This is a genomic window from Azospirillum aestuarii, from assembly GCF_016632405.1.
Taxonomy (GTDB): Bacteria; Pseudomonadota; Alphaproteobacteria; order Azospirillales; family Azospirillaceae; genus Azospirillum; species Azospirillum aestuarii.
Genome location: NZ_JAEPIV010000011.1, coordinates 9,873 through 36,250 on the forward strand (window position 1 = coordinate 9,873; position 26,378 = coordinate 36,250).

General features: G+C 71.1%; 18 protein-coding genes and 2 tRNA genes. 11 read left to right on the plus strand and 9 right to left on the minus strand.

Going from position 1 to position 26,378, the window contains the following annotated elements:
- The first annotated feature begins 50 nt into the window (after positions 1-50).
- Positions 51-1,988: an O-linked N-acetylglucosamine transferase, SPINDLY family protein gene (locus JJL56_RS18845; protein WP_200485920.1), complete on the plus strand. Its 1,938-nt coding sequence runs from the start codon at positions 51-53 to the stop codon at positions 1,986-1,988.
- On the opposite strand, the gene JJL56_RS18850 is transcribed toward JJL56_RS18845, so the two are convergent.
- On the minus strand, positions 1,969-5,781 hold the full coding sequence (locus JJL56_RS18850; RefSeq protein ID WP_200485921.1) for a tetratricopeptide repeat protein: 3,813 nt from the start codon (positions 5,779-5,781) through the stop codon (positions 1,969-1,971). The two genes, JJL56_RS18845 and JJL56_RS18850, sit on opposite strands and share 20 nt — an antisense overlap.
- Before the next feature lie 164 nt (positions 5,782-5,945).
- On the opposite strand from JJL56_RS18850, the gene JJL56_RS18855 reads away from it, so the two are divergent.
- From JJL56_RS18855 to JJL56_RS18865, 3 genes are read left to right on the plus strand one after another with little or no spacing between them, the layout of a single operon-like run.
- Entirely contained in the window at positions 5,946-7,118 is a 1,173-nt protein-coding gene (locus JJL56_RS18855) for a glycosyltransferase family 4 protein (RefSeq protein ID WP_247889529.1), read from the plus strand.
- Positions 7,115-9,922: a glycosyltransferase gene (locus tag JJL56_RS18860; protein WP_200485922.1), complete on the plus strand. Its 2,808-nt coding sequence runs from the start codon at positions 7,115-7,117 to the stop codon at positions 9,920-9,922. Before JJL56_RS18855 ends, JJL56_RS18860 begins: the two co-directional genes overlap by 4 nt.
- 24 nt (positions 9,923-9,946) lie before the next feature.
- The gene (locus JJL56_RS18865; RefSeq protein ID WP_200485923.1) at positions 9,947-11,773 is read left to right on the plus strand and encodes a tetratricopeptide repeat protein; all 1,827 of its coding nucleotides are present in this window, start codon (positions 9,947-9,949) and stop codon (positions 11,771-11,773) included.
- Positions 11,774-11,776: 3 nt separating this feature from the next.
- Here the strand turns inward: JJL56_RS18865 and JJL56_RS18870 are convergent, their stop codons facing one another.
- Together JJL56_RS18870 and JJL56_RS18875 are read right to left on the minus strand one after the other, a co-directional pair.
- Positions 11,777-13,693, minus strand: a complete 1,917-nt coding sequence (locus JJL56_RS18870; protein WP_200485924.1) for a tetratricopeptide repeat protein — start codon at positions 13,691-13,693, stop codon at positions 11,777-11,779.
- Between the two features lie 146 nt (positions 13,694-13,839).
- A complete protein-coding gene (locus tag JJL56_RS18875; protein WP_200485925.1) occupies positions 13,840-14,916 on the minus strand; it encodes a PA0069 family radical SAM protein in 1,077 nt (358 codons plus the stop codon).
- A 279-nt stretch (positions 14,917-15,195) separates the two neighbouring features.
- On the opposite strand from JJL56_RS18875, the gene tyrS reads away from it, so the two are divergent.
- Positions 15,196-16,482 (plus strand): tyrosine--tRNA ligase, encoded by a 1,287-nt coding sequence (tyrS, locus tag JJL56_RS18880; RefSeq protein ID WP_200485926.1) that lies wholly within the window; start codon positions 15,196-15,198, stop codon positions 16,480-16,482.
- A 25-nt stretch (positions 16,483-16,507) separates the two neighbouring features.
- Here tyrS and JJL56_RS18885 read toward each other — a convergent pair whose 3' ends face one another.
- The 3 genes from JJL56_RS18885 to JJL56_RS18895 form a co-directional block, all read right to left on the minus strand.
- A complete protein-coding gene (locus JJL56_RS18885; RefSeq protein ID WP_200485927.1) occupies positions 16,508-19,423 on the minus strand; it encodes a PAS domain S-box protein in 2,916 nt (971 codons plus the stop codon).
- 299 nt (positions 19,424-19,722) lie between these two features.
- A complete protein-coding gene (locus JJL56_RS18890; RefSeq protein ID WP_186452987.1) occupies positions 19,723-19,896 on the minus strand; it encodes a hypothetical protein in 174 nt (57 codons plus the stop codon).
- Positions 19,897-20,010: 114 nt separating this feature from the next.
- Positions 20,011-21,186, minus strand: a complete 1,176-nt coding sequence (locus JJL56_RS18895; RefSeq protein WP_200485928.1) for a mandelate racemase/muconate lactonizing enzyme family protein — start codon at positions 21,184-21,186, stop codon at positions 20,011-20,013.
- A 124-nt stretch (positions 21,187-21,310) separates the two neighbouring features.
- On the opposite strand from JJL56_RS18895, the gene JJL56_RS18900 reads away from it, so the two are divergent.
- A complete protein-coding gene (locus tag JJL56_RS18900) occupies positions 21,311-22,249 on the plus strand; it encodes a LysR family transcriptional regulator (protein ID WP_200485929.1) in 939 nt (312 codons plus the stop codon).
- Entirely contained in the window at positions 22,246-22,887 is a 642-nt protein-coding gene (locus tag JJL56_RS18905; protein ID WP_200485930.1) for a glutathione S-transferase family protein, read from the plus strand. Before JJL56_RS18900 ends, JJL56_RS18905 begins: the two co-directional genes overlap by 4 nt.
- Before the next feature lie 79 nt (positions 22,888-22,966).
- Here JJL56_RS18905 and JJL56_RS18910 read toward each other — a convergent pair whose 3' ends face one another.
- Positions 22,967-23,104, minus strand: coding sequence for a hypothetical protein (locus tag JJL56_RS18910; protein ID WP_014197745.1), 138 nt, complete (start codon positions 23,102-23,104; stop codon positions 22,967-22,969).
- Between the two features lie 216 nt (positions 23,105-23,320).
- Here JJL56_RS18910 and JJL56_RS18915 point away from each other — a divergent pair, with 216 nt between their 5' ends.
- Together JJL56_RS18915 and JJL56_RS18920 are read left to right on the plus strand one after the other, a co-directional pair.
- Entirely contained in the window at positions 23,321-24,349 is a 1,029-nt protein-coding gene (locus tag JJL56_RS18915; protein WP_247891146.1) for an MBL fold metallo-hydrolase, read from the plus strand.
- A gap of 138 nt (positions 24,350-24,487) precedes the next feature.
- Positions 24,488-24,694 carry a hypothetical protein gene (locus JJL56_RS18920; protein ID WP_109070395.1) on the plus strand — a complete coding sequence of 69 codons (207 nt, stop codon included), beginning with the start codon at positions 24,488-24,490 and terminating at the stop codon, positions 24,692-24,694.
- Between the two features lie 8 nt (positions 24,695-24,702).
- Here JJL56_RS18920 and JJL56_RS18925 read toward each other — a convergent pair whose 3' ends face one another.
- Positions 24,703-25,281, minus strand: a complete 579-nt coding sequence (locus JJL56_RS18925) for a hypothetical protein (protein ID WP_145627082.1) — start codon at positions 25,279-25,281, stop codon at positions 24,703-24,705.
- A 219-nt stretch (positions 25,282-25,500) separates the two neighbouring features.
- Between JJL56_RS18925 and JJL56_RS18930 the strand changes: the two genes are divergently transcribed.
- Positions 25,501-25,576, plus strand: a tRNA-Asn gene (locus JJL56_RS18930).
- A 4-nt stretch (positions 25,577-25,580) separates the two neighbouring features.
- Positions 25,581-25,657: transfer RNA gene (locus JJL56_RS18935), tRNA-Asp, on the plus strand.
- A gap of 35 nt (positions 25,658-25,692) precedes the next feature.
- Here the strand turns inward: JJL56_RS18935 and JJL56_RS18940 are convergent.
- On the minus strand, positions 25,693-26,298 hold the full coding sequence (locus JJL56_RS18940; protein WP_145627081.1) for a hypothetical protein: 606 nt from the start codon (positions 26,296-26,298) through the stop codon (positions 25,693-25,695).
- Positions 26,299-26,378 lie beyond the last annotated feature (80 nt).

Genomic DNA, 26,378 nt, shown 5'->3' on the forward strand with positions numbered 1-26,378 from the left:
CCCTCGCCCGAGGGCGGCACAGGTAGGGGCGGCGGCACCGAGGTGGGAGCATGAGTACGGCCCGGCACTTTGCGTCCCCTGCCGAAGCGCTGGGCTACGCCTTGACGCTGTATCAGAACGGCCGGCCCGCCGAGTGCGGCGCGGTGTGCCGTGCGATCCTCGCCATCAAGCCCGATCACCATGACGCCTCGTTCCTTCTGGGCGTCGCCGCCTTCACGCTGGGACAGATCGAGGACGCACAGCACCACCTCGCCGTTACCATCGTGCTGAAGCCGGATCTGGCCGACGCCTCCTTCAATCTGGCGCTTCTGCTGCGCCGCCGGGGCCGCCTTGCCGAGGCGGCTGCGCTTCAGGGGCGGGCACTCCGGCTGGTCCCAGGCCAAACCGATGCCGGGCCGATCACCACTCTGGGCGGGATGTTCCGCGAGCTGGGCCGGATCGCGGCGGCGCGCGCCGTCCTTCGCCGGGCGGTCGCGCAGGCGCCGGATGACGCCGAGGCGTGGCGCGAATCCGGCCATGCGCTGCGCGACGGCGGCGCACCGGGCGCGGCGGCCGTGGCCTACGATCGTGCATATCGGCTCGACCCGAGCCGCACCGAATCCCTCGGTGACCGGCTCCATGCCTCCCTCTCGCAGTGCGACTGGAGCGCGTATGACGCTCTGTGCCGGGAGGTTCTGTCGGTCATCGACAGCGGCCGGGGAATCGCCCTGCCCCTCCTCACCCTGCTGATCGATACCAGCCCGGCGCAGCAGGACCGCGCCGCCCGCCACTTCCACAGCGCGGTGGTGAAGCCGGCGGCCATCCCGCAAGCCGCCGCGGCGGTTCCAGCGACGGCAGCCCTCGGCGCCCCCTCCGGTGATGGCGGCCGGCTCACCGTCGCCTACCTCTCCGCCGACTTCCACGAGCACGCCACCGCCTATCTGGCGGCCGAGCTGTTCGAACTGCATGACCGCGACCGCTTCCGCGTCGTCGCCTGTTCCTACGGCCCCGACGACAGCAGTCCGACGCGCCGCCGCCTGAAGGCCGCCTTCGACGCCTTCCACGACATCCGCGGCTGCGATGCGGAGCAAGTGCGGGCACTGCTCGCGGCGGACGGCGCCCACATCCTGGTGGATCTGAAGGGCTACACGCGGCACGTCCGCTTCGATCTCCTGGCGCGTCGGCTGGCGCCGGTCCAGGTTGCCTATCTCGGCTATCCGGGGACGATGGGCGGCGATGCCATGGACTACGTCATCGGCGACCGCTTCGTCACGCCGCCGGAGCATCAGCCCCATTACCGGGAGCGGCTGGTCATCATGCCGGACTCCTATCAGGTCAACGACCGGCGCCGGCCCCTGGACGCGCCCGCCCCGGACCGCGCCGCCTGCGGCCTGCCGCCGGACGGTTTCGTCTTCTGCGCGTTCAACGCGCCGTTCAAGATCACCCCGTCGCTGTTCGGGCTGTGGATGCGCGTGCTGGCGCGGGTGCCGGGGAGCGTGCTGTGGCTGCAGCAGCCCGGCCGGGACGGTGCGGACAACCTGCGGCGCGAGGCGGCGCGGCGCGGGGTCGATCCCGACCGTCTGGTCTTCGCCCCCCACCGGCCTCAGGCCGAGCACCTCGCCCGCTACCGTCTGGCCGACCTGTTTCTCGACAGCTTTCCCTACACCGGCCACACCACCGTCTCCGACGCCTTGTGGATGGGCGTGCCGGTGGTGACGCGGATCGGCGGAACCTTCGCGTCGCGCGTCGCCGCCGGCCTGCTGAACGCCGCCGGCCTTCCCGAGACGGTTACCACCAGCTTCGACGGCTACGAGGCGCTGGCGGCGCAGCTGGCCGGCGATCCGGCGACGCTCGCCGCTTACCGCCGCCGCCTGGAGGCCGCCCGGACGACGGCCCCGCTGTTCGACAGCCCCCGCTTCACCCGTCACCTGGAACGCGCCTACCGGACGATGTGGGACCGCCACGCCGCCGGCCTGCCGCCGACATCCTTCACCGTGCTCCCGCTGTAGCCATGCCTGTAGCCACGGCCCGCGCCAGCGCCGCCCGCACGTCGGCGACGACGGACGCCCAGTCGCCCGGCGCCGCCTGACGGAACAGGCGCATGGTCGGGTACCAGGGGGTGGTGTCGCCGCGCTCCAGCCAGCGCCAGTCGGCGATGTCCGGCAGCAGCGTCCAGACCGGGCGGCCGAGCGCCCCGGCCAGATGGGCCGGCGCCGTGCAGGAGCTGATGACGAGGTCGAGGTTCTGCATGATCGCCGCGGTGTCGGCGAAGTCGGCGATCTCCGCGCCGAGGTCGGTGAAGGACGGCGGCAGCGGTCCGCAACGGTCGAGGTCCCGCCGTCCCGCCCCCTTCTGCAAGCCGAAGACCGCGACGCCCGGAACATCCAGCAGCGACCGCAGGGCGTCCAGCCCCGGCGAGCGCCGGCGGTCGTCCTTGAATTCGGGGTTGCCGGCCCACACCAGCCCCACCCGCAGCCCCGTCCGCGGATTGGGCGGCGGTCCCAGGCGCGTCGCCCAGGCCGCCGCCAGCGCCGGTTCGGCGCGCAGGTAGGGAATCTCGGCCGGGACGGTCGCCAGCGTGGTGCCAAGCCGGTGCGGCAGGCTGAGCAGCGCGGCGTGGGCGTCGTGCGGCGGCGGCGAGTCGGAACGTCCGACGACCGCGTCCACGCCGGAGAGCGTGGCGAAGAGGCGGACGAGCCGGTCGTTGCACTCGACGATCACGCGGGCACCCCGGCGGCGCAGCAAGGGCGCGTAACGGACGAACTGGATGCCGTCGCCGAGCCCCTGCTCGTCGTGCAGCAGGATCGTCAGTCCGTCCGGATTCCCGCCCTCCCAGACCGGTGTCGGCAGGCCGCGCGGCGTGACCTGACGGTCGACCAGACGGGTGCGCCACTCGTATTCCCGGAACCCCGCCTCCAACTCGCCGCGGAGCAGCAGACAGGTGCCCAGCAGGGTGTGCGCCTCGGCGTGGTTCGGATCGCGGTCGAGGACGCGCCGGCACTGAGCCTCCGCCTCCCCGATCCGCCGCAGCTTGCTGAGCACCAGCCCGAGGTTCAGCCGGGCCGACGTGAAGTCCGGGTCGATCGCCACCGCCCGGCGCAGGACGCGCGCCGCCGCCTCGTCCCCCCCGGTCCGCAGGGAGAGCGCGAGCCCCAGGTTGCTGAGCACGCCGGGTTCGGCGGGGGCCAGCGCCAGCGCCAAGCGGCCGATGTCGACCGCCTCGTCGTGGCGCCCCAGATTCTTGAGCGCGATGCCCAGGTTGGCGCGGGCGCGATGGTCGTCGGGGGCGAGGCGGATCAGCTCCCGCAGCACGCCCGCCGCCTCGCCGTAACGCTGGCGCGTCAGCAGCGCATGGGCGAGATGGAAGCGGTGGAAGGTGCCGAAGGGATCGAGGACGGCGCAGCGGCGCAGCGGCCCGACCGCCGCCTCCGGCGCGTTGCGGCCGAGCCGCTCCATCGCCAGGACATGGAAGGCGTCGATGGACGCGGGATCGAGGACCAAGGCACGGCGGTGCTCCGCCCCGGCTTCCTCCGCCGGCTCCTCTGACACCGGGGGGCTGGCATCCGGCGAGATCCAGCCGAGGGCGCGGAAATGGTCGATCCGCTCGCGGATCGGCCGGGGAAAGCTAGCGTCGATGGGGACGGGCGCGGGGGACGTCCACATGCCGGGAACGGCACCGCCGTCGAAGCGCCCGGTGGCGTAGAAGCGGTCCAGCCGTTCCCGGTTCGCCGCCGGGTCCCGTTCGAACGCCGCGATCATCTCGCGGTGCGCGAAGGCCCGCAGCTTGGCGCGGAAGCGCTCGATCCCGCCCATCCAGGTGAAGTGCCAGCCGGCGTCCGGGACGACCCGCCCATGCCCCAACTTGGTCAGGTAGCGGGCGCGGTTGGCGCCGATCCGGCGGATCAGCTCCCACGGGGCGGCGGCCACCGACACCCAGGGGTCGGGCGATTTGAGGTCGAGGAAATAGAGGAAGATGTCGAGGTGGGGCGCGAACAGCGAGCGTCCGTCGTCCGGCTCCCGGCGCAGCCGCTCCATCACCCAGGGGCGGAGGATTTCGTCGGCGTCCGAGACGACGATCATGTCCGTCGGGTCGCAGCCGTCGAGGCCGCGGGTGATCGCGTCGCGCTGGTGGGCCTCGCGCTGCCACGCGAAGCCGCCGGGGTCATCGTCGACGACGACGTGGATGATCTTGTCGGCGTAGGCCGCGAAGCGCGCGCGGTTTTCCGCGTAATGGAGGGGTTTGGGATCGCCGGCGTGGGTGAAGGTCGCCTCGACCAGGACGAAGCGGTCGACCACCGCGTCCAGCTCGGCCAGCCGCACCTCCAGGAGGTCCAGCTCGTTGTAGAACTGGAAGCAATCGTAGATCCGCCGCCCGCCGGCGGGCGGTGCCGCTGGCGGCGGCGCGTCCGACAGCGTCGTGACATAGGCGAACCATGCGTCGAACCCGCGCAGCGTCGTCCAGACGGCCGAGCGGTTCTCCTCCGTGTTGTGGTCGAGCCGCAAGGAGCGCTCGATCAGCGCGATCAGCGCGCGCGCCTCCGCCCGCCAGGCGTGATCGTCCCCGTCCTGCGGGCGGGCGTTCAGGTGGCCGCCCAACGCATCCAGCAGGCGCTGCTGCGCTTCGGCCAGATCGGCGGTGACGGCCGCCACCGCCTTGCCCGGTGCGGCGCCTTTCCTGTGATCGCCTCTCAGCTCATCGAGCCACGCCAACCAGTCCCCGGCCCGTCCGGCCCAGTTCATCCCGGCGGTGACGTGATCCACCTGTTCGCGAAGCCGGCGGCCGGCGGCCGCGCGATCGTCGCGCCACTGGACGAGGGCTGCGCCGGCGGCGTCGGCGAAGCGGACGGCGTGCTCCGCCGGGTCCTCCGGGACCGGGATCAGCCGGGCGAAGCCGGCCGTGGTCTCCGGCAGCGCCCCCAGCGCGCTGGACACGACGAGGCAGCCGGCGGCCAGCGCCTCCATGACGGCGATGCAGGACGTCTCGGTGAAGCGGTTCGGGTAGGCGAAGCCGGTCGCGCCGCGCAACGCCTCCGCCAGGGCGCCTTGGGAGACCGCCCCCACATAATCCACGCCCTCGGTGTCGCGGCAGCGCTGGTAGAGGGCGGCGTAGGGGTCCTGGTCGGCGGGGACCTGATAGCCTTCCAGGCTGGAGAACACCCGGACGGTGGTTCCGGGGATCGCCGCCCGCAGGCGGGGAACGCTGTCGAGCAGCACGTCGAGGCCGCGGAAGGGCGTGCTGGTGTAGGCCAGGACCGGTGGCCACGGCTTCCCCGCCATGATGTCGGCCCCCGCCGGAAACAGGCCGGAGAAGGCCGGGGCGATTCCGTTGCGCAGGATGCGGCAGAGCCGGCGGTCGAGGTCGAACTCCTTCAGGTAGCCGTCCATCTGCCAGCGGCTGACGAAGGCGAGGGCGTCCCAGCAGGCGCGCGCCTGCGGCTCCGCGACGCACTGCGCGGCGGGCTGGTCGGCGGCGTGCTGCATCCACAGGATCAGCTTCCGGCCGCCGTCGAGGGTCGCGCGCAGCCGGGTCAGCGCCTCCGTCGGGCAGCCGTTGAGCAGCACCACGACGTCAAAGGCGCGCATGCCCTCCCAGGGCACCGCGCCGGCGGGAAGGCAGCGCACCCCGCGCACCATGCCGGGCGTCCGGGTGCCGTTGACCAGCGTGACCTCAAGCCCGGCGGCGGCCAGTGCCTCCGCGAGGTAGCACAGGGCCGATTGCGAACCGCCGAGTGGGTGCAGACGTGGCGTGTCCGGCGTGTAGTCCCCACCCGCCGGGTCGAGAAAGGCGATCTTGACGGTCATGCTGGCTCGGGCTGGATGGCTCGCACTGGACGGCGGCTCACGCTGTGTATCGGCGTCCGCGTTCTGCTATCCTACCATCCAAGGCGATGAGCATGAAGGCCATGGCATGAAAGGATGTGCGGCGCGTGACGGAGTTGGCAGCGGTGGGCGTCGGAAAGCCGTGCGTGGAACAGAACCTGGCGCTGACGTGGCAGCTTTCGGAGATCCACGGCTGGGGTCTGGTCGGCGTCCACACGGCGCTGCATCTGATCGACCGGGGACGGCCACCGCTCCTGCTGGAAAAGCCGCTTCTGTCCACGATGCGGCCGGAGAACCGGGACAAGCTGGACGTCCTGGTGAACGGTTATCAGCAGATCACGGCGATCGCCGACCGGTCGGGGAACCGGATGCTGGGCCTCAACGACTGCACCGTCCTGCACGCGCTCGGCAACGGTTTCGTCGCGGGGCCGCTCTCCGCCCGGTTCCGCGGCAGCCGCAACGTCGGGGTCATCGCCTACGAGGATACCCTGTTCGACCAGGACACGCTGCGCCGCGCGCGGAGCTATGACACGCTCGTGGTCCATTCCGAGTACAACAGGGCGCTGCTGGCCGAACAAGGCTTCGCCAACGTCGGCTGCGCCTTCCAGGGCGTGGACCCGGACGAACTGGCGCCGGTCCCGCCGGCCCGGCGCTTCGGCGACCGTTTCGTCGTCTTCTCGGGCGGGAAGGTGGAGTTCCGCAAAGGGCAGGACATCGTGCTCGCCGCCTTCCGGCGGTTCCATGAGCGCCATCCCGACGCGCTGCTGGTCACCGCGTGGCACAACCCCTGGCCGCACACCTCCGCCGACATCGCGGAGTCCCCGCTCGTGCCCGCCGCCCCCGCCGTGGGCGACAACGGCAAGCTGCGCATCGTGGAATGGGCGATGGACTGCGGCGTGCCGCCGGAGGGCTTCGTCGACATGGGCTTCCTCGGGCGCGGCCAGATCCCCGCCATCCTGGCGGAATGCCACGCCGCCATCTTTCCCAACCGCTGCGAAGGGGCGACCAACCTCGTCGCCATGGAGGCGATGGCCTGCGGCGTGCCGGTCATCCTGTCGGCCAACACCGGCCACCTCGACCTGATCCGCGACGGCGCCTGTCTGCCGTTGAGCCGGCAGGACCCGGTGGCCGATCCGGCTGGCCGGCGCCGCGGCTGGGGGGAATCCTCCGTCGAGGAGGTCGTCGCCCATCTCGAAACCCTCTACACCGACCGCGCCGCCGCCCGCGCCCGCGCCGACAAGGCGCGGGCCTTCCTGCGCGGCGAGCGGACCTGGCGCGCCTTCGCCGAGACCTTCGTGGCGGCGGTGGTCCGGGGATGACACGGGATGCGATGGCCTCCGACGGCGCCCCGTCACACCGACGGGTGCTCGCGATCGATCCGGCGGATGCGGTCGCGTGGCAGCACGCGGCGCACGCCGCCCGCACAGCGGGCGACGGCCTGCGGGCGATCGGGCTGTTCGTCCGGGCCGCCCGCCTGCACGGCGACCATGAGGCGCTCGGCCGGCAGATCGGGGAGCCCCTGGGCCGCGCCGCCGGCCGGGCCTTGGCGCGCCTGCAGGACGGGGCGGCCGACGAGGCGGCGGCGTTGCTGGAACCGTTGGCGTGCCTCATGCCGCCACAGGGTGACCTGGCCCGCGCCCTGGGCATCGTCCGCTTGGTCCAGGGGCGCGACGCGGAGGCCGAGCGGCTGCACGCCGCCGCCGGCTTCGAGGATTGCGGGTTGGGAGTCGCCCTGCGGGGGATCGCGCGCCACAAGGTCGACACCGACTGTCTCGGCACCGTGGTGATCCCCGCGCATCGGATGGAGGACACCATCGGACGGGCGCTCGACAGCGTCGCCGCGGCGGCCCGATTCTACCGCGAGACGGTGCGGGACCCACGGGCACAGGTCCATGTCTGCGTCGTCGACGACGCCTCCCCCGACGAGACGGCGTCGCGGGTCCTGCGCTGGGCGCGGGAACATCCGGAGCAGAGCGTCGCGCTGATCGCGAACAACCGCAACCAGGGGGCGGGCCGGTCGCGCAACATCGGCGCCGCCGCGGGGCTGGGCCGTTACCTGTGGTTCCTCGACGCCGACGATTACTTCTTCGAGCGGCATTTCGTGCTGACGGCGACGGTACTGGATCACACACCCAACGCCGGGTTCGTCCGCACCGGGATGCACTTCGACACCATCGACGAGGAGATCACCCCCGCGTGGCGCGAGGCGTCGGAACTGAGCTACCCCTGCAACCTCTGCGTACGGCGCGTCTGCCACGACATGATCGGCGGCTTTCCGGAGGAGGCGCCGTTCCACCCGGCCGTGGCCGACGATGTGGCCTACGGCCGGGCGCTCCACAGCATGTTCGGCGGAATCCGGATCGCGGAGAAGACGGTCCACTACACGATGCGGGCGGACAACGCCCTGGCGCGGCAACGCCAGACGATGACCAGCGGCGCCAAGCCGGGGGAAGCGGCGCCGCCCGACTCCCGCTTCGTGGCGATCGAGATCCTGACCCAGCGCCGCCTCCACGCGCTGAAAGCCAAGCGATCCGCGCTTCTGCGCGACGGCGGCTGGAACGGACCGCCGTTCCTCACGGCGCAGGGGTGGCTTGGGGGGCCTCCGCCCACATCGCCCACGCTCCCCGCGGACGCCCCGCGCGCCATCGACCTCGTCGCGCTGGGAAAGGACGCCATCCAGGCCGGACAGCTCGACCGCGCCACCGCCGCGCTGACCCGCGCCGCCGCCGAGGACCCTGGTCGCACCGAAGCCTGGTTCGAGTTGGGATTGCTCGCGCACCGGCTTCAACGCAACCGGCTTGCGCTGACGGCCTTCCGGGCGGTGGCGTGCCTTCATCCCGGCGCGGCCGCCGCATGGTGCAATCTCGGCTCCCTGCTGTTCGATACCGACGCCCATGCCCAGGCCGTCCTCCGGCTGCGCCGCGCGCTGGCGCTCCAGCCGGGCCATCCCAACGCCCAATGGCTGTTGGGCCGCGCGAACCGGCGGCTCGGGCATACCGAACAGGCGCGGCGGGAGCTGGGTCGGGCGCTCCGGCTGGACCCCATGCCGTCCGACCTCAACGTGGACTGCGCAGAAGCCACTTTGGCCCTCGGCGACGGGGTGACGGCGGTGGAGCATGCCCGCCGGGCGCTGCGGTTCAGCCCCGCGCTGTACGGCGGCCACGCGGCGCTGGCCGGAGCGTTGGAATCGCTTGGCCTCCCCGACGAGGCGCTGACGGCCTGGGAACGGGCGATCCGCTGCAACCCCGGTTTCGGCGAGGCCTTCACGCGCCGCGCGCTGTCCCTGCTGACGCGCCGGTGGGGGCAGCCGCCGGTTCCCGCCCCGGCGGGCGGGCCGGGCCGCCGCCTCGCCTCGACCGTCCTCGGACTCAACGGACGGTTCGGCAACCAGCTTCTCCAGTACGGCGCTTTGCGCCTCTACGCCGCAAGGCATGGCCTCACCCTGGAGGTTCCGCCATGGCTCGGCCGCCACCTGTACGATCACGCCGATCCCCTGCCCGGCCCGGCGTTGCCGCGCGTGGCGGAAGCGGACGGGGAAGCCGCCCTGACCGCCTCCCTCCGCGGGGAGCACTCCGCCGTGCTGGCGGACCGCGACGTGTCCGGCTATTTCTGTGGTGACACGACCCCCCTGGCACCGTTCAGGGAGGAGTTCCGCGCGCTGTTCACGCCGGGGCGCAACCTCCAACCTTACGCGGATGCGGTGCTCGGCCGTCTGCGCGACGCCGGCCGCACCGTCGTGGCGCTGCACCTCCGGCGCGGGGATTTCGGCTGGGGACGGTTCTGGATCGCCCCGGCGTCCTGGTACCGGCACTGGCTGGAGACCGTCTGGTCGACGCTCGACCATCCGCTCCTGTTCATCGCGACCGATGATCCCGCCCAGCTGCGGGAGTTCGCCGCCTACCGCCCCGTCACCGGCCGCGATCTCGCCGAGCCGATCGCGGGCGCGGAGTTCTTCACCGATTTCCATGTGCTCTGCCACGCCGACCGGGTCGCCATTTCCAACAGCTCCTTCTCCTTCGTCGCCACCATGCTGAACCGCAACGCCGACGGGTTCCATCGGCCGGACCCGACGCGCCGGGCCCTGGTCCCCTACGATCCCTGGGCATCCCCGGTTCTGATCTGATCGACGATTCGAAAGCACGCACGCATGGCCTTCCCCAGCAAAGCCACCCTGGATCGACCCGACCCCGCGGCGCTCGTCGCGGCGGGCCTCGCCCATCACGGGGCCGGCCGGCTGGCCGAGGCGGAGAGCGCGTACCGGCGCGTTCTCGCCGACCACCCCCGTCACCCGGACGCCCTGCATCTCCTGGGCGCGCTGGCGCTCCAGGGCGGGCGGCCGGCGGAGGCCGTGGACTGGATGACCCAGGCCGTCCGCTCCGCCCCGGACAACGTGGCCTGCTTCTCCAACCTCGCCAGCGCGCTGCGGCGGCTCGGCCGGCGCGACGAGGCCGTGGCCTGCTGCCGGCGCGCCCTGGCGCTGGACGCCGGCTCCGCCGACGCGCTCAACAACTTAGCGAACGTGCTGACGGATCAGGGCCGGCACGGCGACGCCGCGACCGCGCTGCGCCGGCTGCTGCGCCTCAAGCCGCTGCTGACCGAACAGCGGCTGCTGCTCGCGCAGGCGCTCATCCTGGCCGGCCGCGCCGAGGAGGCGATCGAGGAGCTGTTGGTGCTTCTCGGCATGACGCCGTCTTCGGTCGCCGCCTACGCCAACCTGGGCATGGCGCACCGCCGTCTCAGCCGGGCCGACGAGGCGGTCCGCTACTACCGCTGCGCGCTCGGCTTCGCGCCGGGCGATCCCGGCGTCCTCAACAACCTGGGCGTCACGCTTCAGGATCTCGGGCGGCTCGACGAGGCGGTGGCCTGCTTCCGGAGGTCCATCGCGATGCAGCCGGGTGCGGGGCACACCCACCTCAACCTCGGTCTGGCGGCCCGCGACCTGATGCGGGTTGACGAGATGATCGCCCTGACGCGGGCCGCCGTCCGGCTCGACCCGTCCCTGGCGGAGGCTCATACCGCTCTGGGCTTCGGGCTGCTGCTCAAGGGCGAGTTGGAGGAGGGGTTCGCCGAGTATGAATGGCGCTCGCGCATGGCCGACTTTCCGTCGCCCCGGCGCAGCTTCTCCTCCCCCGTCTGGGACGGCTCCGACCTCACCGGCCGGACCCTGCTGGTCCATGACGAGCAGGGGGTGGGCGACACGATCATGTTCGCCCGCTTCGCCCCGCAGCTTCAGGCGCGGGGCGTGCGCGTCTTCATCGAGTGCAACGGTCAGGCCGTCCGCCTGCTCTCCGCCATGCCGGGCATCGAGGGCGTGGTCGGCCGCTTCGACCCGCCGCCGCCGCACGACGCGCACGTCGCCCTGGCCAGCCTGCCGCACCGCCTCGGCACCATGCTCTACACGATCCCCGCCGACGCCCCTTATCTGCGCGCCGAGCCGGAACTGGTGACACGCTGGGCGACGCGCCTGGGGCCGCCGCCCGGTCCGTGGACGGGGCTGAGGGTGGGGCTGGTGTGGGCCGGCAACCCCGAATTCAAGGCCGACCACATCCGTTCGCCCCGCCTGAAGGCGTTTCTTCCGCTGCTGGACGTTCCAGGCGTCACGGTCTTCGGCCTGCAGAAGGGGGCGGGACGGCAGGACCTGGAAACCTGCGGGCCGCTGCCGCCGTCCTTCACCGACCTCGGCGCGGAGATCACGGACTTCGCCGACACCGCGGCGATCATGCAGAACCTCGACCTCGTCATCAGCTCCTGCACGGCGCCGGCCCATCTGGCCGGGGCGCTCGGCCGCCCGGTCTGGACGGTGCTGCCCTTCGCCCCCGACTGGCGCTGGCTGGACCAGGGGATGTGCACGCCGTGGTACCCGACCATGCGCCTGTTCCGCCAGGACCGGCGCGGCGCGTGGGCGCCCGTCGTCGGCCGTGTCCGCGCCGCTCTGCAAGCCCTTGCCCGGCCCCGCCCGTGGCCCGTCGCGTAAAGTTCAGGGCGTCCAGGGCTCGAAGGGCCGGATGCGGCGGGCGGCGACGTCCGGCTCGACGAACAGGCGGGCGTGTGTGTTGAGGCGGGCGGCCAGGACGCTGAAGCCGCTGGCGGCGCTGGTGCCGACCACGTCGGCGTTCATCAGCACGTGGAAATCCTGAAGGAAGTCCAACCCCGCCCACTCCTCCACGACGTCGGCCCGCGTCAGCGGATGGAATTCCGCGAAGGCGTGGCGGACCGCCGCGACGTCGTCGCTGGCCACATAGAGCACCGGCCGGTCGAAACGCGGCCACCAGGCGCGCAGCCAGTCGACGTACCAGGCGGTCTCGGTGATCGGGTAGTTGGCCGTCACGAAGTCGCCCCGCCGGATGTGGAGCGCGACCACCGTGTTCCCCGCCGCCCGCAACCGCTCGACGGCCGGGTCGAGATACGGCGCCCAGACCCGGCGCGGCGTCAGCCAGGACTGGACCCGCTGCCGGTACGCCTGTTTGTGCTTGAACAGGAACAGGGGCGAGAGGATGTCGCGATCGGCGATCGGCGCCCGCTCCGCCGTGCCGCTGACCAGATCGTTGAGAATGCGGCGGGAAAACAGCAGCGGCGGCAGCGGACCGCTCTGCGGCGGATCGTTCAGCGCGAAGAAGGCGCCGCCCACCCAGTCGGGAGTCTCCAGCACGAAGCCATGCTTCTCAGCATAGAGCCGGACCAGGATGTATTCCAGGACGGTGTGGGCGAAGCGGCCCCGGGTGGCCAAAGACGACGAGGTCACGCGCGGGGGCTGGTGCCCGCCGTCCGCCTCCATGGCGGCGGGGCGGACCAGCTGGAGCCCCTGATCGGCCAGGGTCGCGCGCAGGGCGGCGAGCGCTTTCACGGTGAAGAACCAGCCGTTGTCCCCGCGGACCGCCGCCAGCCGGTCGCGGGCGGCCCGTGGCGCGCCGTCCCGCAGATCGAACGCGGCGAGCGCCGTCAGGCATTCCCCGCGATAGACCACGCCGCCGAGCGGCGTCGAGGCCAGCCGCGTGAAGAACGCCCGCCCGTCCGCCAGCCGGTCGCCTCGCAGGAAGACGTTGCTCAGCAACTCGATGCTGAGGGGAACCTCGACTCCGGGGATCGGCAGGCTTTCGATCAGTTCGGCCTCGGTCTCGGCCAAGCGGCCCAGATCGCTCAGCACCGTCGCCACCCGCAGACGGGCGAGGGCGAGCCCCAGCCGCGCCGACCGCCGGTAGGCGTGCAGAGCCCGTAGGGGATCGCCATGGGCGTACAGGGCGTTGCCGAAATTGTACCAGTATTCCGGGCTGGCCGGGCCGAGTGCCAGCGCGCGCCGCAGGCTGTCCCGGGCCGCGTCGTCATCACCGCGTTCGAGCAGGGTGTTGCCCAGGTTCATGTGGGCGGGCGCCAGATCGGCCTTGACCGCGATGGCGCGGACCAGACTGCCCACCGCCTCGTCGAGCCGGCCGGCGCGGCGGAGCACCACCCCCAGGTCGTGATGCACTTCGGCCTGATTGGGATCGAGGCGGACGGCGCGGTGCAGCGCATCGATCGCCTGCGGCGCCCCGGCATCGCCCTGGGCTTGGAAGGCGTCGCCGAGATTACGCCATGCCTGCGGATGGCCCGGATCGAAGAGGGTCAGCCGTCGCCAGTCGGCGGCAGCCTCCGTCGGATGGCCGACCTTGTCCAGGATGATGGCCCGGTTGACGCGCGCCTCGATCCAGCCGGGATTGAGCCGGAGCGCCCGCCCGATCAGGGACAAGCCCGCGACCGGCCGGCCGCTCTGCCACTCGGCCATTCCAAGCAAATACAAGGCGTTGGGGTTGGTCGGGTCAGCTTCCAGCACCCGGCGGTAAAGGACGGCCGCCTCAGGTACGCGACCGGCGCAATGATCGGCGAACGCGATGGCCAGAACTTCACCGATCGTGGCCATCACCCCGTCTCCCTCGACCTTCGAACTGCAACCTTCGAACCGCGACCCGGATTTCAGACGCGTGTCCGGGCGGCCGAAGGTAGCCCAGCGATGGCCGACCGATCAACTCGGAGCGGGCCGGCTCGTTCCCGTGCAAGACGGAACGGTCAAAACATCGTCAACTGATCGCCACGGGCCGGAGGGGGCCTGAAGTCGGCGCAGTTGAGAGCGGCGTCGCGGGCGTTGAGGCCGAGGCGCCGACAGGCCAGCTTGAACCGCCTCGACAGCAGCTCCGCGACCGGGCCGGAGCCTTTCATGCGGCTGCCGAATTGGGATTGGTACAACTCCCCCTCGCGGCACTGGCGAATCAGGCTGAGCACACGGTCGGCGCGGTTGGGCGCGTGCTCGCGCAGCCATTCCTCGAACAGATCGGCGATTTCCAGCGGCAGGCGCAGGAGGATGTAATTGGCCTGCGTCGCCCCGGCCTCGGCCGCCGCCGTCAGAATGGCTTCCAGTTCATGGTCGTTGAGTCCCGGGATCATCGGGCTGGCCAGCACGGCCCCCGGCACGCCGGCCGCCGTCAGTTCACGCATGGCGGCGAGGCGCCGCTGCGGCGTGCTGGCCCGCGGCTCCATGCGGCGGGCAAGGTCGCGGTCGAGCGTGGTGACCGACAGCGCGACGTTGACCAGCCCTTTCGCCGCCATCGGCGCCAGGATGTCGAGGTCGCGCAGGACCAGCGCCGATTTGGTGATGATCATCACCGGCTGGTTGAAGTCGCGGCAGACCTCCAGCACCGCGCGGGTGATGCGCTGCTCCCGCTCGATGGGTTGGTAGGGATCGGTGTTGGCGCCGAGCGCCAGCGGCTGGCAACGGTAGGACTTGGCGCGAAGCTCCACTGCCAGAAGCTCCGCCGCCCTGGCCTTGCGGAAGATCTTCGTCTCGAAATCCAGCCCCGGCGACAGGCCGAGATAGGCGTGGGTCGGGCGGGCGAAGCAGTAGATGCAGGCGTGCTCACACCCCCGATAGGGGTTCACCGACCGTTCGAAGATCACGTCGGGCGACGTGTTCTTCGACAGGACCGAGCGGGCCGTGTCGTCGAAGACCTGGGTCGGGACGGTTTCCGTCACCGCTTCGTTCTCGCCCCAGCCGTCGTCGGCCAGCACGCGCGCCTCCCGCTCGTAACGGGAGGTCATATTGCTGATCGCCCCCCGTCCTTTCAGGGCCTGCCGCGGGATCTCGTCCATGGGAGAAGGATAGCGGCGCCAAAACGGAACGTAAAGGGAACAATTATCCGTTGTTTCGAACGGGAGGAATAGGCGGATCGCCCTTGACGACCCGCTCCCGCGCGCCTAGCTTCCCGGTCATGACAACGCGCACGCACCATTTCAGCCGCTATTATACGCTGCTCCCATAGGGCGGCGCGTTCGGTCTTGACCATATGAACCATGCCGCCGCGAACCGGCGGCATGTGCTTCGACAGATGATCTCCGGGACGCGGCCCTTCCCTTCCGGAGATCAGCATCATGGCGACCCCCGCCGCTTCCAGCCCCTTCCAGTCCGACTTCCTGCGCGTGCTCGACGAGCGCGGCTTTCTGCATCAGGCCAGCGACCTGTCGGGCCTCGACGCCCTGCTGCGCCAGGGGCCGGTCGGCGCCTACATCGGTTTCGACGCCACGGCGGACAGCCTGCATGTCGGGCATCTCGTCTCGATCATGGTGCTGCGCTGGTTCCAGAAGACCGGCAACCGGCCCGTCGTGCTGATCGGCGGCGGCACCACACGCATCGGCGACCCCAGCTTCCGCGACACCAGCCGCCCCATGCTGGACGACGCGCAGATCGCCGCCAACATGGCCGGCATCGGCCGGGCCTTCGCCCAGTACCTGTCCTTCGGCGACGCCCCCTTGGAGAATGGGCCGAACGGCGCGGTGATGGTCGACAACGCCGACTGGCTGGACGAGTTGCGCTACATCCCGATGCTGCGCGACATCGGGCGCCATTTCACCGTCAACCGGATGCTGAGCTTCGAGTCCGTCAAGCTGCGGCTCGACCGCGAGCAGCCGCTGACCTTCCTGGAGTTCAACTACATGATCCTCCAGGCCTTCGACTTCCTGGAGCTGTCGCGCCGCCACGGCTGCCGGCTGCAGATGGGCGGGTCGGACCAGTGGGGCAACATCGTCAACGGGATCGAGCTGGCCCGCCGCGTCGACGGGACGGAGCTGTTCGGCCTGACCACGCCGCTGCTGACCACCGCGTCGGGCGCCAAGATGGGCAAGACGGCGGCGGGGGCGGTGTGGCTGAACGCCGAACGGCGCAGCCCGCACGACTTCTGGCAGTTCTGGCGCAACACGGAGGATGCGGACGTCGGCCGTTTCCTGCGCCTGTTCACCGAGCTGCCGCTGGACGAGATCGCCCGGTTGGAGGCCCTCCAAGGATCGGAGATCAACGAGGCCAAGAAGATCCTCGCCCATGAGGCCACAACCCTCTGCCACGGCGCGGCGGCGGCGGCCGAGGCCGCGGAGACCGCCCGCCGGGTCTTCGAGGAGGCCGGGGCCGGCGGCGGCCTGCCGACGGTGGAGGCCGCCCGCGCCGACCTCGCCGCCGGCGTCCGGCTGGCCGACCTGCTGTCCGCCGCCGGGCTGGCCGAATCCAAGGGGGCGGCCCGCCGGCTGATCCGCGACGGCGGGGCACGTGTGAATGGTACCCCCGTCACCGACGAGACGGCGGTGTTGTCCCTTGCGGACCTCGACGGCGAGGGACTCATCCGCCTGTCCGCCGGGCGCAAGCGCCACGCGCTGGTGCAGGCGCGATGAACGAAAGCCGAAGCCGGAGTGTCTCTCAGCGCCCCCCGGCTTCGGCCACCACCTGCTTCAGGTGATGGGACGACACCGGCTTGTGCAGGATGGCGAAGCCGCTGCGCTGGGCCTCGACGATGCGTTCGGGGGCGGTGTCGCCGGTCAGGATGATGCTGGGAATCGACGCCCGGCAATGGGCGTGGATGGCGCGCAACGCCTCCGGCCCGGTCTTGCCGTTGCGCAGCCGGTAGTCGGCCAGGATGACGTCCGGCCGCCGCCCGGCCTCGTCGAGCAGGCGGATCGCCTCGTCCCCCGCGGTGGCGGCGATGACCTCGTAGCCCCAGCCTTCCAGCATGGCGCGCAGCCCCATCAGGATGATCACCTCGTCGTCGATGATCAGGACGAGCCGGCTCCCGCCGCCCTCCGTCCGGCCGACGGCGGGAACCGCCGCCACGGGCCGGGGCGGCTCGGCGGCGGGAACGGTGACCAGGAAGGTCGATCCGCTGCCCGGCCGCGATCGCAGGGCGACGGAATGGCCGAGCAGCGCGCACAGCCGCCGCACGATGGCGAGGCCGAGACCCAGCCCCTTCTCGCGGTCGCGCTCCGGGTTGCCGAGCTGGGTGAACTCCTCGAAGATGTCCTCCTGGCGGTCCGGCGGGATGCCGGCGCCGCTGTCGCACACGGCGATGTGGAAGCGGCGGCGCGACCGCCGCACGCCCAGCAGCACCCCGCCCCGCCCGGTGTAGCGCAGCGCGTTGTCCAGCAGGTTGCGGACGACCCGCTCCAGCAGCATGGGATCGCTGCGCGCGTGGAGCGTGGTCGGAACGACGCGCAGGGTCAGGCCGCGCCGCGCCGCCTCCGGCGCGTATTCGGCGGCGAGGCGATCGAACAGGGGCTGGATCGCCACGGTGGAGGTCACCGGCTCGACCACCCCGGCGTCGAGTTTGGAGATGTCCAGCAACCCGTCGAGCAGGCGCTTCAGCGCCTCCAGCGCCTGCTGCATGGTCTTCAGCGTGCCGTGGCCCGGACCACCCGGTGTCTGCTCGCTGAGCGCGGAGGTTAGGAAGAACAGCGACTGCACCGGCTGGCGCAGGTCGTGGCTGGCCGCGGCGAGGAAGCGCGACTTCGCCCGGTTGGCCCGCTCCGCCTGCTCCTTGGCGCGGCGCAGCGCCGATTCGGTGCGCTTGCGCTCGGTGATGTCGCGCAGGATGGCGGTGAAGAAGCGGTCGCCGCCGTCGCTCCAGGCCGACAGCGATAGTTCCAGCGGGACCGCCAACCCGTCGCGGCGCCGCCCCTCCACTTCCCGCGCGACGCCGTCGGCCAGCTTGTCCGGGCTGAGGGTTTCCGGAACGAAGCCGCTTGGGATCAACCGGCGCACGTCGGCCCCAACCGCGTCGGCGGGGCAATGGCCGAAGATGCGCTCCGCGCCGCGGTTGTAGGTGTGCACCGTGCCATTGCCATCCACCAGAAGGATCGCGTCGGCGGCGGTTTCCAAGAGGGAGCGGTGGCGCTCCACGGCCCGCCGGATCGCCCGTTCGTCCTCCTTGCGGCGGGTCACGTCCTGGGCATAGACGGCCAGCCGGTCGCCGGTGGCGAACAGGCGCAGGGCGTACCAGTCGCCACCGCTCCGGTCGTCACCGCCGGCCAGCCGGATTTCGAACTCCTCCGGCTCGTGCCGGTCCAGCGCGTCGCGCAGGCGCGCCGCGAAGGGTTCGACCACAGCGGGCGGCAGCAAGGCGACGAAGACGTGCCCCAGGAGATCCCCGCCGTCGCCGAACAGACGCACCGCCTTTTCGTTGGCAAAGGTCACCCGGCCCTCATGGTCCAGTTCCACCACCGCGTCGGTGGAGGCGGCGAGGATCGCGGCCATGCGGTGTTCGGCGGCATGGGCGGCGTCGCGGGCCTGTTCCCGCGCCTGAAGCTCCTGCGCCATGGAATCGAAGGCGAGACCCAGCGCGCCGATCTCCGAGCTGTCGCCCGGCCGCCCGATCCGCGCGTCCCGGTCCCCGGCGCTCCAACGCTCCACCACTCGCTTCAGCCGGGCCACGGGACGCAGCACGAACAGGCGCGCTCCGATCCAGGCCGCGGCCAGGGACAGCGCCGCCGCCAGCGCCAGCAGGAAGGCACTCCGCTCGGCCGCGGCGGTGACGGGGCGCAGCGCCTCCGTCCGATCCAGCCCGACCGCCAGAAACAGGTCGCGGACCTTCTGATCCACCGGAGCGAAGGCCAGTATCCGCGGCTCCCCGTCGAGGCCGGGCAATTCGGCAACACCTTCGGAGGGCGCGCGCAGCAAGGCCATCAGCGGTTCGGGCAGCGGCTTGCCCACCCGCTGGTCGTCGCTGCCGGGGAAGCGGCCCAGAACGGTGCCGTTGCGGTCGGCCAGCACCAGCATGGCGTTCGGCGGCAACGGCTTCTCCGCCAGATACTCACGCAGCCATCCGGCGTCGAGCGCGATGGACACCACCCCCGCCATGCGGCCCGCCCCATCGGTGTAGGGCGCCGCGAAGGGCAGCACGGGGCGCCCGTCGGAGCGCCGCACCGCGTAGTCGCCGACGACGAAGCTCTGCCCGTAGAGTGCCATGCGGATGTGCGGCAGCGCCGCCACCATCAGACCGTTCAGCTTGGCGTCGCTGGCGCAGCGGACCGAGCCGTCGAGATCGGTCAGTGCGATGCCCTTCACCCGCGGCAGCCGGCCGCGCAGGCGGTTCAATGTCGTCGAGCATTGCTGCGGGTCGATGGCCAGCCGCGGCGCCAATTCGGCCACCGTCACCAGCACGCCGCGCATGCCCTCAACGACCCGCTGCTGCTCGTCCTGGATCAGCGTCAGCAGGCGGCGGGCCTCCGCCTCGGCCTGGCGTTCGCCCGCCTCGATGGCGGTCAGGCTGTTGTGGGCCAGAATGCCGATGGCCGGCAGGCTGGCGAGGAGAACGAGCAGGACAAGGCGTGTGAGAATGCTCATCGGTGGCCCGGGAACAGCACGGCGGAAAGGGACGGCACAACCCTGCACTTCCCAAGGACCGGACGGCACCCCGGGTCCGATGCACGCCGTCATAGTCGCGACAGCGGTGTCCCGCTACCCCGCCGGCCACATCCTTACCTTTGCGTTTACCAAATGGAAGGATCGCGCTCAACCGACTATTTCGCATACGAATTATAAAGGCGTCGGATGGAAGCGCTCACGCCAAAAGGAAACGGGCCGTTTCCCATCTGGGAAACGGCCCGTTCGGCATGGTGCTTGCCAGTGTTTCGCTGCTGATATCAGCCGCGGGTGCTGCCCGAAGCCCGGTCGCCGGTGGCGACCGTATCGCTGACCGGCTTCTGTGTGCCGGCGCTGGCGCTGTGGCTGGACGAGCAGTCCGCGCTGGCGACCCCCGCCGTCAGGAGGGCGGCGAGACCGAACAGAACGGCTACCGGCTTGGCTCCATGAGACATTGGATCACCTCCTTTCAAAACTGTTGAACACCGCAACAGCATGTGAGGATGATCCGGCGCGAGTCAACGCCCTATACCGCCCGTACAGGGTGCGGCCGAATCGGGCGGCGGGGATCAGGACGCGGTTTCCAGCGCCTCCCGCATGGTGCGGAACAGCTCCGCCTTGTCCTCGAAGCCGATGCCCGGCTGGTCCGGCAGGCGGACGCGCCCGTCCTCCACGGCGATGCTGTCGGCGAAGCCGCAGAAGGGCTTGAACACGTCCGGATAGGACTCGTTGCCGCCCAGATGCAGGCCGGCGGCGATGTTCAGCGACATCTGGTGGCCGCCGTGCGGCACCACGCGCCGACTCGACCATCCGTTCTCCGCCAGCATGTCCAGGGTGCGCATGTACTCGACGAGGCCGTAGCTGAGCGCGCAGTCGAACTGCAGCCAGTCGCGGTCCGGGCGCATGCCGCCGTGGCGGATCAGGTTGCGGGCGTCCTGGTGGCTGAACAGGTTCTCGCCCGTCGCCATGGGACCGTCATAGTGGTTCGCCAGTTCGGCCTGGAGCGCGTAGTCGAGCGGATCGCCGGCCTCCTCGTACCAGAGCAGGCCGTAGGGCTTCAGCGCCTCGGCGTAGGCGATGGCGGTCTTCAGGTCGAAACGGCCGTTGGCGTCGACGCAGAGGTTCCGGCCGTCGCCGACTACCTCCAGCACCGCCTCGATGCGGCGCAGGTCGTCGTCCAGCGAGGTGGCGCCGATCTTCATCTTCACGACCTTGTAGCCACGGTCGCGGTAGCTGCGCATCTCGTCCTGGAGCGCCTCCACCCCCTTGCCGGGGTAGTAGTAGCCGCCCGCGGCGTAGACCCAGACCGACTCGTCGGCCACGCCGCCGCGGTAGCGGTCGGCGAGCAGGCGGTAGAGCGGCTTGCCGGCGATCTTCGCCACGGCGTCCCACACCGCCATGTCGATGGTGCCCACCGCGACGGAGCGTTCGCCGTGGCCGCCCGGCTTCTCGTTGCTCATCAGCCGTGCCCAGATCCTGAACGGGTCCAGGTTGCCGTTCGCCTCGTCGATCAGGCTGTCGGGGGCCGCCGACGTCAGACGGGGGATGAAGCGCTCCCGCATCAGGCCGCCGGCGCCGTAGCGTCCGTTGGAGTTGAAGCCGTAGCCGATCACCGGCTTGCCGTCGCGCACCACGTCGGTGATGACCGCCACCGTGGAGCAGGTCATCTGGCTGAAGTCGATGTAGGCGTTGGCGATGTCGGACTTGATGCCGACGGTCTTTTCCCGGATCTCCACGATGCGCATGGCGCTGCTTCCCTTTGGCTTGTTCCTCTGCCCTGGGCCGCAGGATAGGGATGGACGGGACCGCCGGGCCAATGCCAGTTTCAAATCGCATGATGCGCGTCCGGCATGGGCTGATGAGTTACCGATGGAACTGGACTGGCTTGAGGATTTCCTCGCCCTGGCGGAGTGCGGTAACTTCTCCCGCGCGGCGCAGCGGCGCAACCTGACCCAGCCGGCCTTCAGCCGCCGCATCCGCGCGCTGGAGGACTGGACCGGCACGCCGCTGTTCGACCGCAGCACCCAGCCGGTCGGGCTGACTGAGGCCGGGCGCCGCTTCCGCCCATTCGCCGACGAGACGGTGCGCCGCCTTCTGCAAGGGCGGGAGGAGGCGCGGCTGGCCGGCGGCGCGGCGGCGACGGCGCTGCGCTTCGCGGCGACCCACGCGCTGTCGCTGACCTTCTTTCCGGCTTGGCTGAGCCGGCTGGAGGGGCAGGCGCGGCTGGGCGCCATCCATCTGCTGTCCGACAGCATGCAGGCCTGCGAGCAGGTGATGACGCAGGGGCAGGCGCAGTTCCTGCTGTGCCACACCCATGCGGCCGCCCCCTCCCGGCTGGAGGCCGGGGCCTTCCGCTCGGCCGCGGTGGGCGGTGACCGTCTGGTGCCGGTTTCCGCCCCGGACGAGGCGGGCGCGCCGCGGCACGCCCTGTCCGGAGGCGGGCTGTCCGGTGGCGGGGCCGCCCTGCCCCATCTCGCCTACAGCCCGGAATCCGGCATGGGACGCATCGTCACGGCGGCGCGCGGCGGCTTTCCGGCTGCGCTGGCGCTCGACACCGTCTTCACCTCGCACCTCGCCGCGGTGCTGCGCACGCTGGCCCGCGACGGGCGCGGCGTAGCGTGGCTGCCGGACAGCCTGATCGCCGAGGATCTGGCGCAGGGACGGTTGGTGCGGGCCGGCGGGGCGGGCTGGGAAATCCCGGTGGAGGTTCGTCTCTACCGCCCGCGCGCGCGCCAGAGCCCGGCGGCGGAGGCTTTCTGGACGCTGGCGGCGGAACAGGCGATCCAGGATGGGAGGGCACCGGAATGAGCGGAGCGGATTACAGGCTTTATGGAGTGCCCGGCTGGGGGTCCGTCCTGACCGAAGCGATGCTGGTCCAATGCGGCGTTCCCTTCGTCTTCGAGAACGTCGAGGGCTTCGACGCGCAGGGAGAAGAGCGACAAAGGCTGATCGCTCTGAACCCGCTGGGGCAGATTCCAACCCTGGTCCTGCCGGACGGGACGGTGATGACGGAGAGCGCGGCCATCGCGCTGCTGCTGGCCGAACGGCACCCGGACGCCGGACTGGCGCCGCCGCCGGACGCACCGGAGCGCGCCGCCTTCCTGCGGCTGCTGGTTTGGCTGGTGGCGAACGTCTACCCGACCTTCACCTACGGCGATTATCCGGAGCGCTGGGTGACGGAAACTCCGGGGGCTCTCGGCGCGGCGATGGTGGAACACCGCAAGACGCTGTGGCTCTGGCTGGAAACACAGTTGGGCGATGGCCCGTGGGTGCTGGGGGAGCGCTTCAGCGCGCTCGACATCTACATCGGGGCCATGGTGCACTGGCGGCCTCGCCGCGACTGGTTCGCGGAACACTGCCCGAAACTTTCGAGCGTGGCGGGGCGGGTGCTTGCCCTGCCGAACCTGGCACCGGTCTGGCGCCGGAACTTCACCGAAGCACCCTGAGCCGAACGCCCAAGGGCTTCTTCATACAACACGGGGGCGACCGTTGGGCCGCCCCCGTTTGACAATCCGCGCTCGTAGATCAGCGCTCGTTGATGGCGCGGTAGACGATGTAGGCCGGGGTCGCGCGCAGCCAGGCGGCGAGGAACTCGCGGACGGCCTGGAGGGCGGAGGACGGGGCGCGGTCGCTGCCGATGTGGGTGTAGGTCGAGCTGTTCATGATGGTCTCCAATCGTTGGGAGGCGTTATCGGGGGCGTTGTTCGTTGAGACCAATATGCCCTGGTATACCCGATACCACACGCGCGCTTCTTGCAGGGCAGACCCCAAAAAACGCAACGCTTTCAATGCTTTATCAATAGCACATTCAGTTTTGCGGACTGTCCGTGCCGCGAGCATGGAATTCTTGCCGCATCGCGGAAGGCGGTGGCCTAGTCAATGCCGCCGCACCACCCCACTTCTCGTGTCATGCCGCGCGACGACAGCCAGCCCCGCTTTCCCGCCGTCCCGTCCGACCACTGGGACGGGCGCCGTTTCTTCAACCCGCACGCCGACACGGACAAGAGCCCGCGCGAGCTGTGGCGGCTTTACAAGGCGCGCGGCCCGCGCTGGACGCCGCCTGACCCGGAACCGCCCAGCCCCTTCCGCCCCATCACCCCGGCGCGGGGCGAGGTCGCGGTGACCTTCATCGGACAGGCGACCTTCCTGATCCAGATCGGTGGTGCGGCCTTCCTGACCGACCCCGTCTATTCCGACCATGCCGGCCCCTTCGGGCGTCTGGGACCGAAGCGGGTGCGCCCGCCCGCGGTGCGCATGGCGGATTTGCCGGTCATCGACGCGGTGCTGCTCAGTCACAACCACTACGATCACCTCGACGCCCCGACGCTCCGCCATCTGGCGCGGCGGCGCGGCGTGCCGCAGGTGATGACGGGGCTGGGCAACGGCCCGATGATGCGCCGGGCCGGCTTCGACGCGGTGCACGAGCTGGATTGGTGGGACAGCCTGCCCGGCCCGCACGGCACCCGGATCACCTTCGTCCCGGCGCAGCACTGGTCCTCCCGCACCCCCTTCGACCGGCGCCGGACGCTGTGGGGCGGCTTCGTGGTCGAGACGCCGGAGGCCGCCGTCTATTTCGCGGGCGACAGCGGCTATTGCCCGCACTTCCGGGAGATCGGGCGGCGGTTCGGCGCCATCGACGTCGCCCTGCTGCCGATCGGCGCCTACGAGCCGCGCTGGTTCATGGCCGCCCAGCACATGAACCCGGCCGACGCTGTGCGGGCTCACCGCGACCTGGGGGCACGACACAGCGTCGCCATGCACTTCGGAACCTTCCAGCTGACCGCGGAGGGCATCGACGCTCCCATCCGGGCGCTGCACCACGCCCTGGCCGAACAGGCGGTCGATCCCGGCCATTTCGCCGTCCCCGGCTTCGGCGAACCGATGCGCTTCCGTCGCCGCCCGGCCTAGTGCTCGGCCTGATGTTCGGCCGGGTGGACGAGGGGATTCGCCCAGCGGCCTATGGCGCAAGCGTCATGGACGCGAGTGCGTGGATCGGAGTAACGCCTTGAGGGACAGCACCCATCACACAGGCGGAGCCGGGCGTAAATGCAGTTGGAAATCAGTGCCTTCGTCAGTTCCCTCGGCAGCGAATCGGACCATGGCCCCGACGCGCTGGAGCGGGTGCGGGACAGCATGCGGTCCCTGGCCGACACGCTCGCCGCGCTGAACCTGGGCATCGTTCTGGAAGTGCGCGACGTGCAACGTCTGCAGACCGTCGCCCGCATCGTCCAGGCCAACGCGCCGAACCGGTAACCGCCCGGTTACCGCCGCAGCGGGCAGGCCCGGCGGGCCAGCCGGGCGTTCAGGTCGCCGGTTTCCACCACCGGCTCGCCCTGGCTGCGCATGACGAAGCCGAAGGTGTCCATGACGCGGTCCAGGACGATCTCCTGATCGTCCGGACGGCGGCTGACCATCACCACGGCGTAGCCGGCGGAGCGGGCCACCGCCGGCTCTCCGCGCAATCCGCGCACGCCCCAGCCGGCCAGCGCCGTCTTGCAGCGGAACAGCTCCACCGACAGGCCGGCGCCGCCGGTCGCCCCGGCCACCACATAGCCGGCGGCCACCGCCAGCGGGGCCAGCAGCCCGTCCCAGTCCAGACAGTCCTCCCGCGACACCCACATGCCGCCGACCGAGCAGGGGGCGGCGCCGATGGCCTCGCCCAGCCCGGCGCGGAAGGCGCGCAGCACCTCGACCGCGTCGGTCGCGGGCATCGGCTCCACCCGGTTGCCGTCCGGCATCAGCATCAGCCGCCCGGCCCACTCGGTGGAGGGGGGAAGCTGTTCGGTGAGGCGGGCGAGGAGGGCTTCGCGCGCCTGGGCGAAGGGAACGACCTTGGACATGGGGAACGGGGACCAGCGGCAGGGGACAGGGACGGGAACCGGGGCCGGAAGGAAGCGAAAGCCGCGCCCCCTGTCAACCGATGCGCGAGGCCTTCGCCACATTTCGGCCCCATTGTCACGGCCCTGCATCGCCACCGCGGGTGCTGGGTAGAAAATCCCGCCGGCGGGTCGTTTTCCCCTTGCCAGCCTCCGGAAAGGGGCTTATAAGCCGGCCTCCGTTCCGGATTAGCTCAGTCGGTAGAGCAGCGGACTGTTAATCCGCGTGTCGCTGGTTCGAGTCCAGCATCCGGAGCCATATTGCGGGTGTAGCTCAGTTGGTTAGAGCGCCGGCCTGTCACGCCGGAGGCCGCGGGTTCAAGTCCCGTCACTCGCGCCACCTTCCCTCATCGGTGGCCTTCTCCTTCGTCCCCCTCATCGCATCACGGTGACCGTGGCAGCCTCCGTCCGGCTGATCACCACCTCGTCGCCGGGCTTCACCGTCTCCAGCCCCTGCACCTCCGGCGGCACCGGAACCGTGCGCGTGCGTCCCTGCGGCCCGCGCAGCGTGACCGTCCGCCGGCCGAGGTCGATGGCCTCGACGACCTCCGTCACCTGGGTGGTGGTGACCGCCGACGCGCGCGGCATCTCGCCGACCGCGGCGCGGTCCGTGCTGCTCCTTTGGATGGCGCCGGGCCCGCCGCCCGGCGGCTGAGTGACGATGTTGGTCAGGCGGGAGTACTCGATCTGCACGGTGTCGCCCACCTTGATGCGGTCGAAGTTCCGCACCTCGCTTCCGGCGGTCACAGCCTCCTCCCGCCCGTCCGGGAATTGCAGGATCACCGTCCGGGCCGCCTTGTCGATACCGCGGACCTTGGCGGCGGAGCGGACGTTCTCGACCATGGACAGCCGCGGCGTGGACTCCACGCTCGCCGGCGCCATGGCGGCGGACGGCCCCGCGGTTTCGGAGGCCGGTGAGCAACCGGCCAGAACCGCACCGGTCAGGAACACCGCGAGGACGGCCTGGGTACGGTGGCTCATGGGGCGTTTCATGGATCGTCTCCGTCTGTTCTTGGACCCGCTCGTGGGCCGTCGTGGGCCGATGTCCGGTTCAGGTCGTC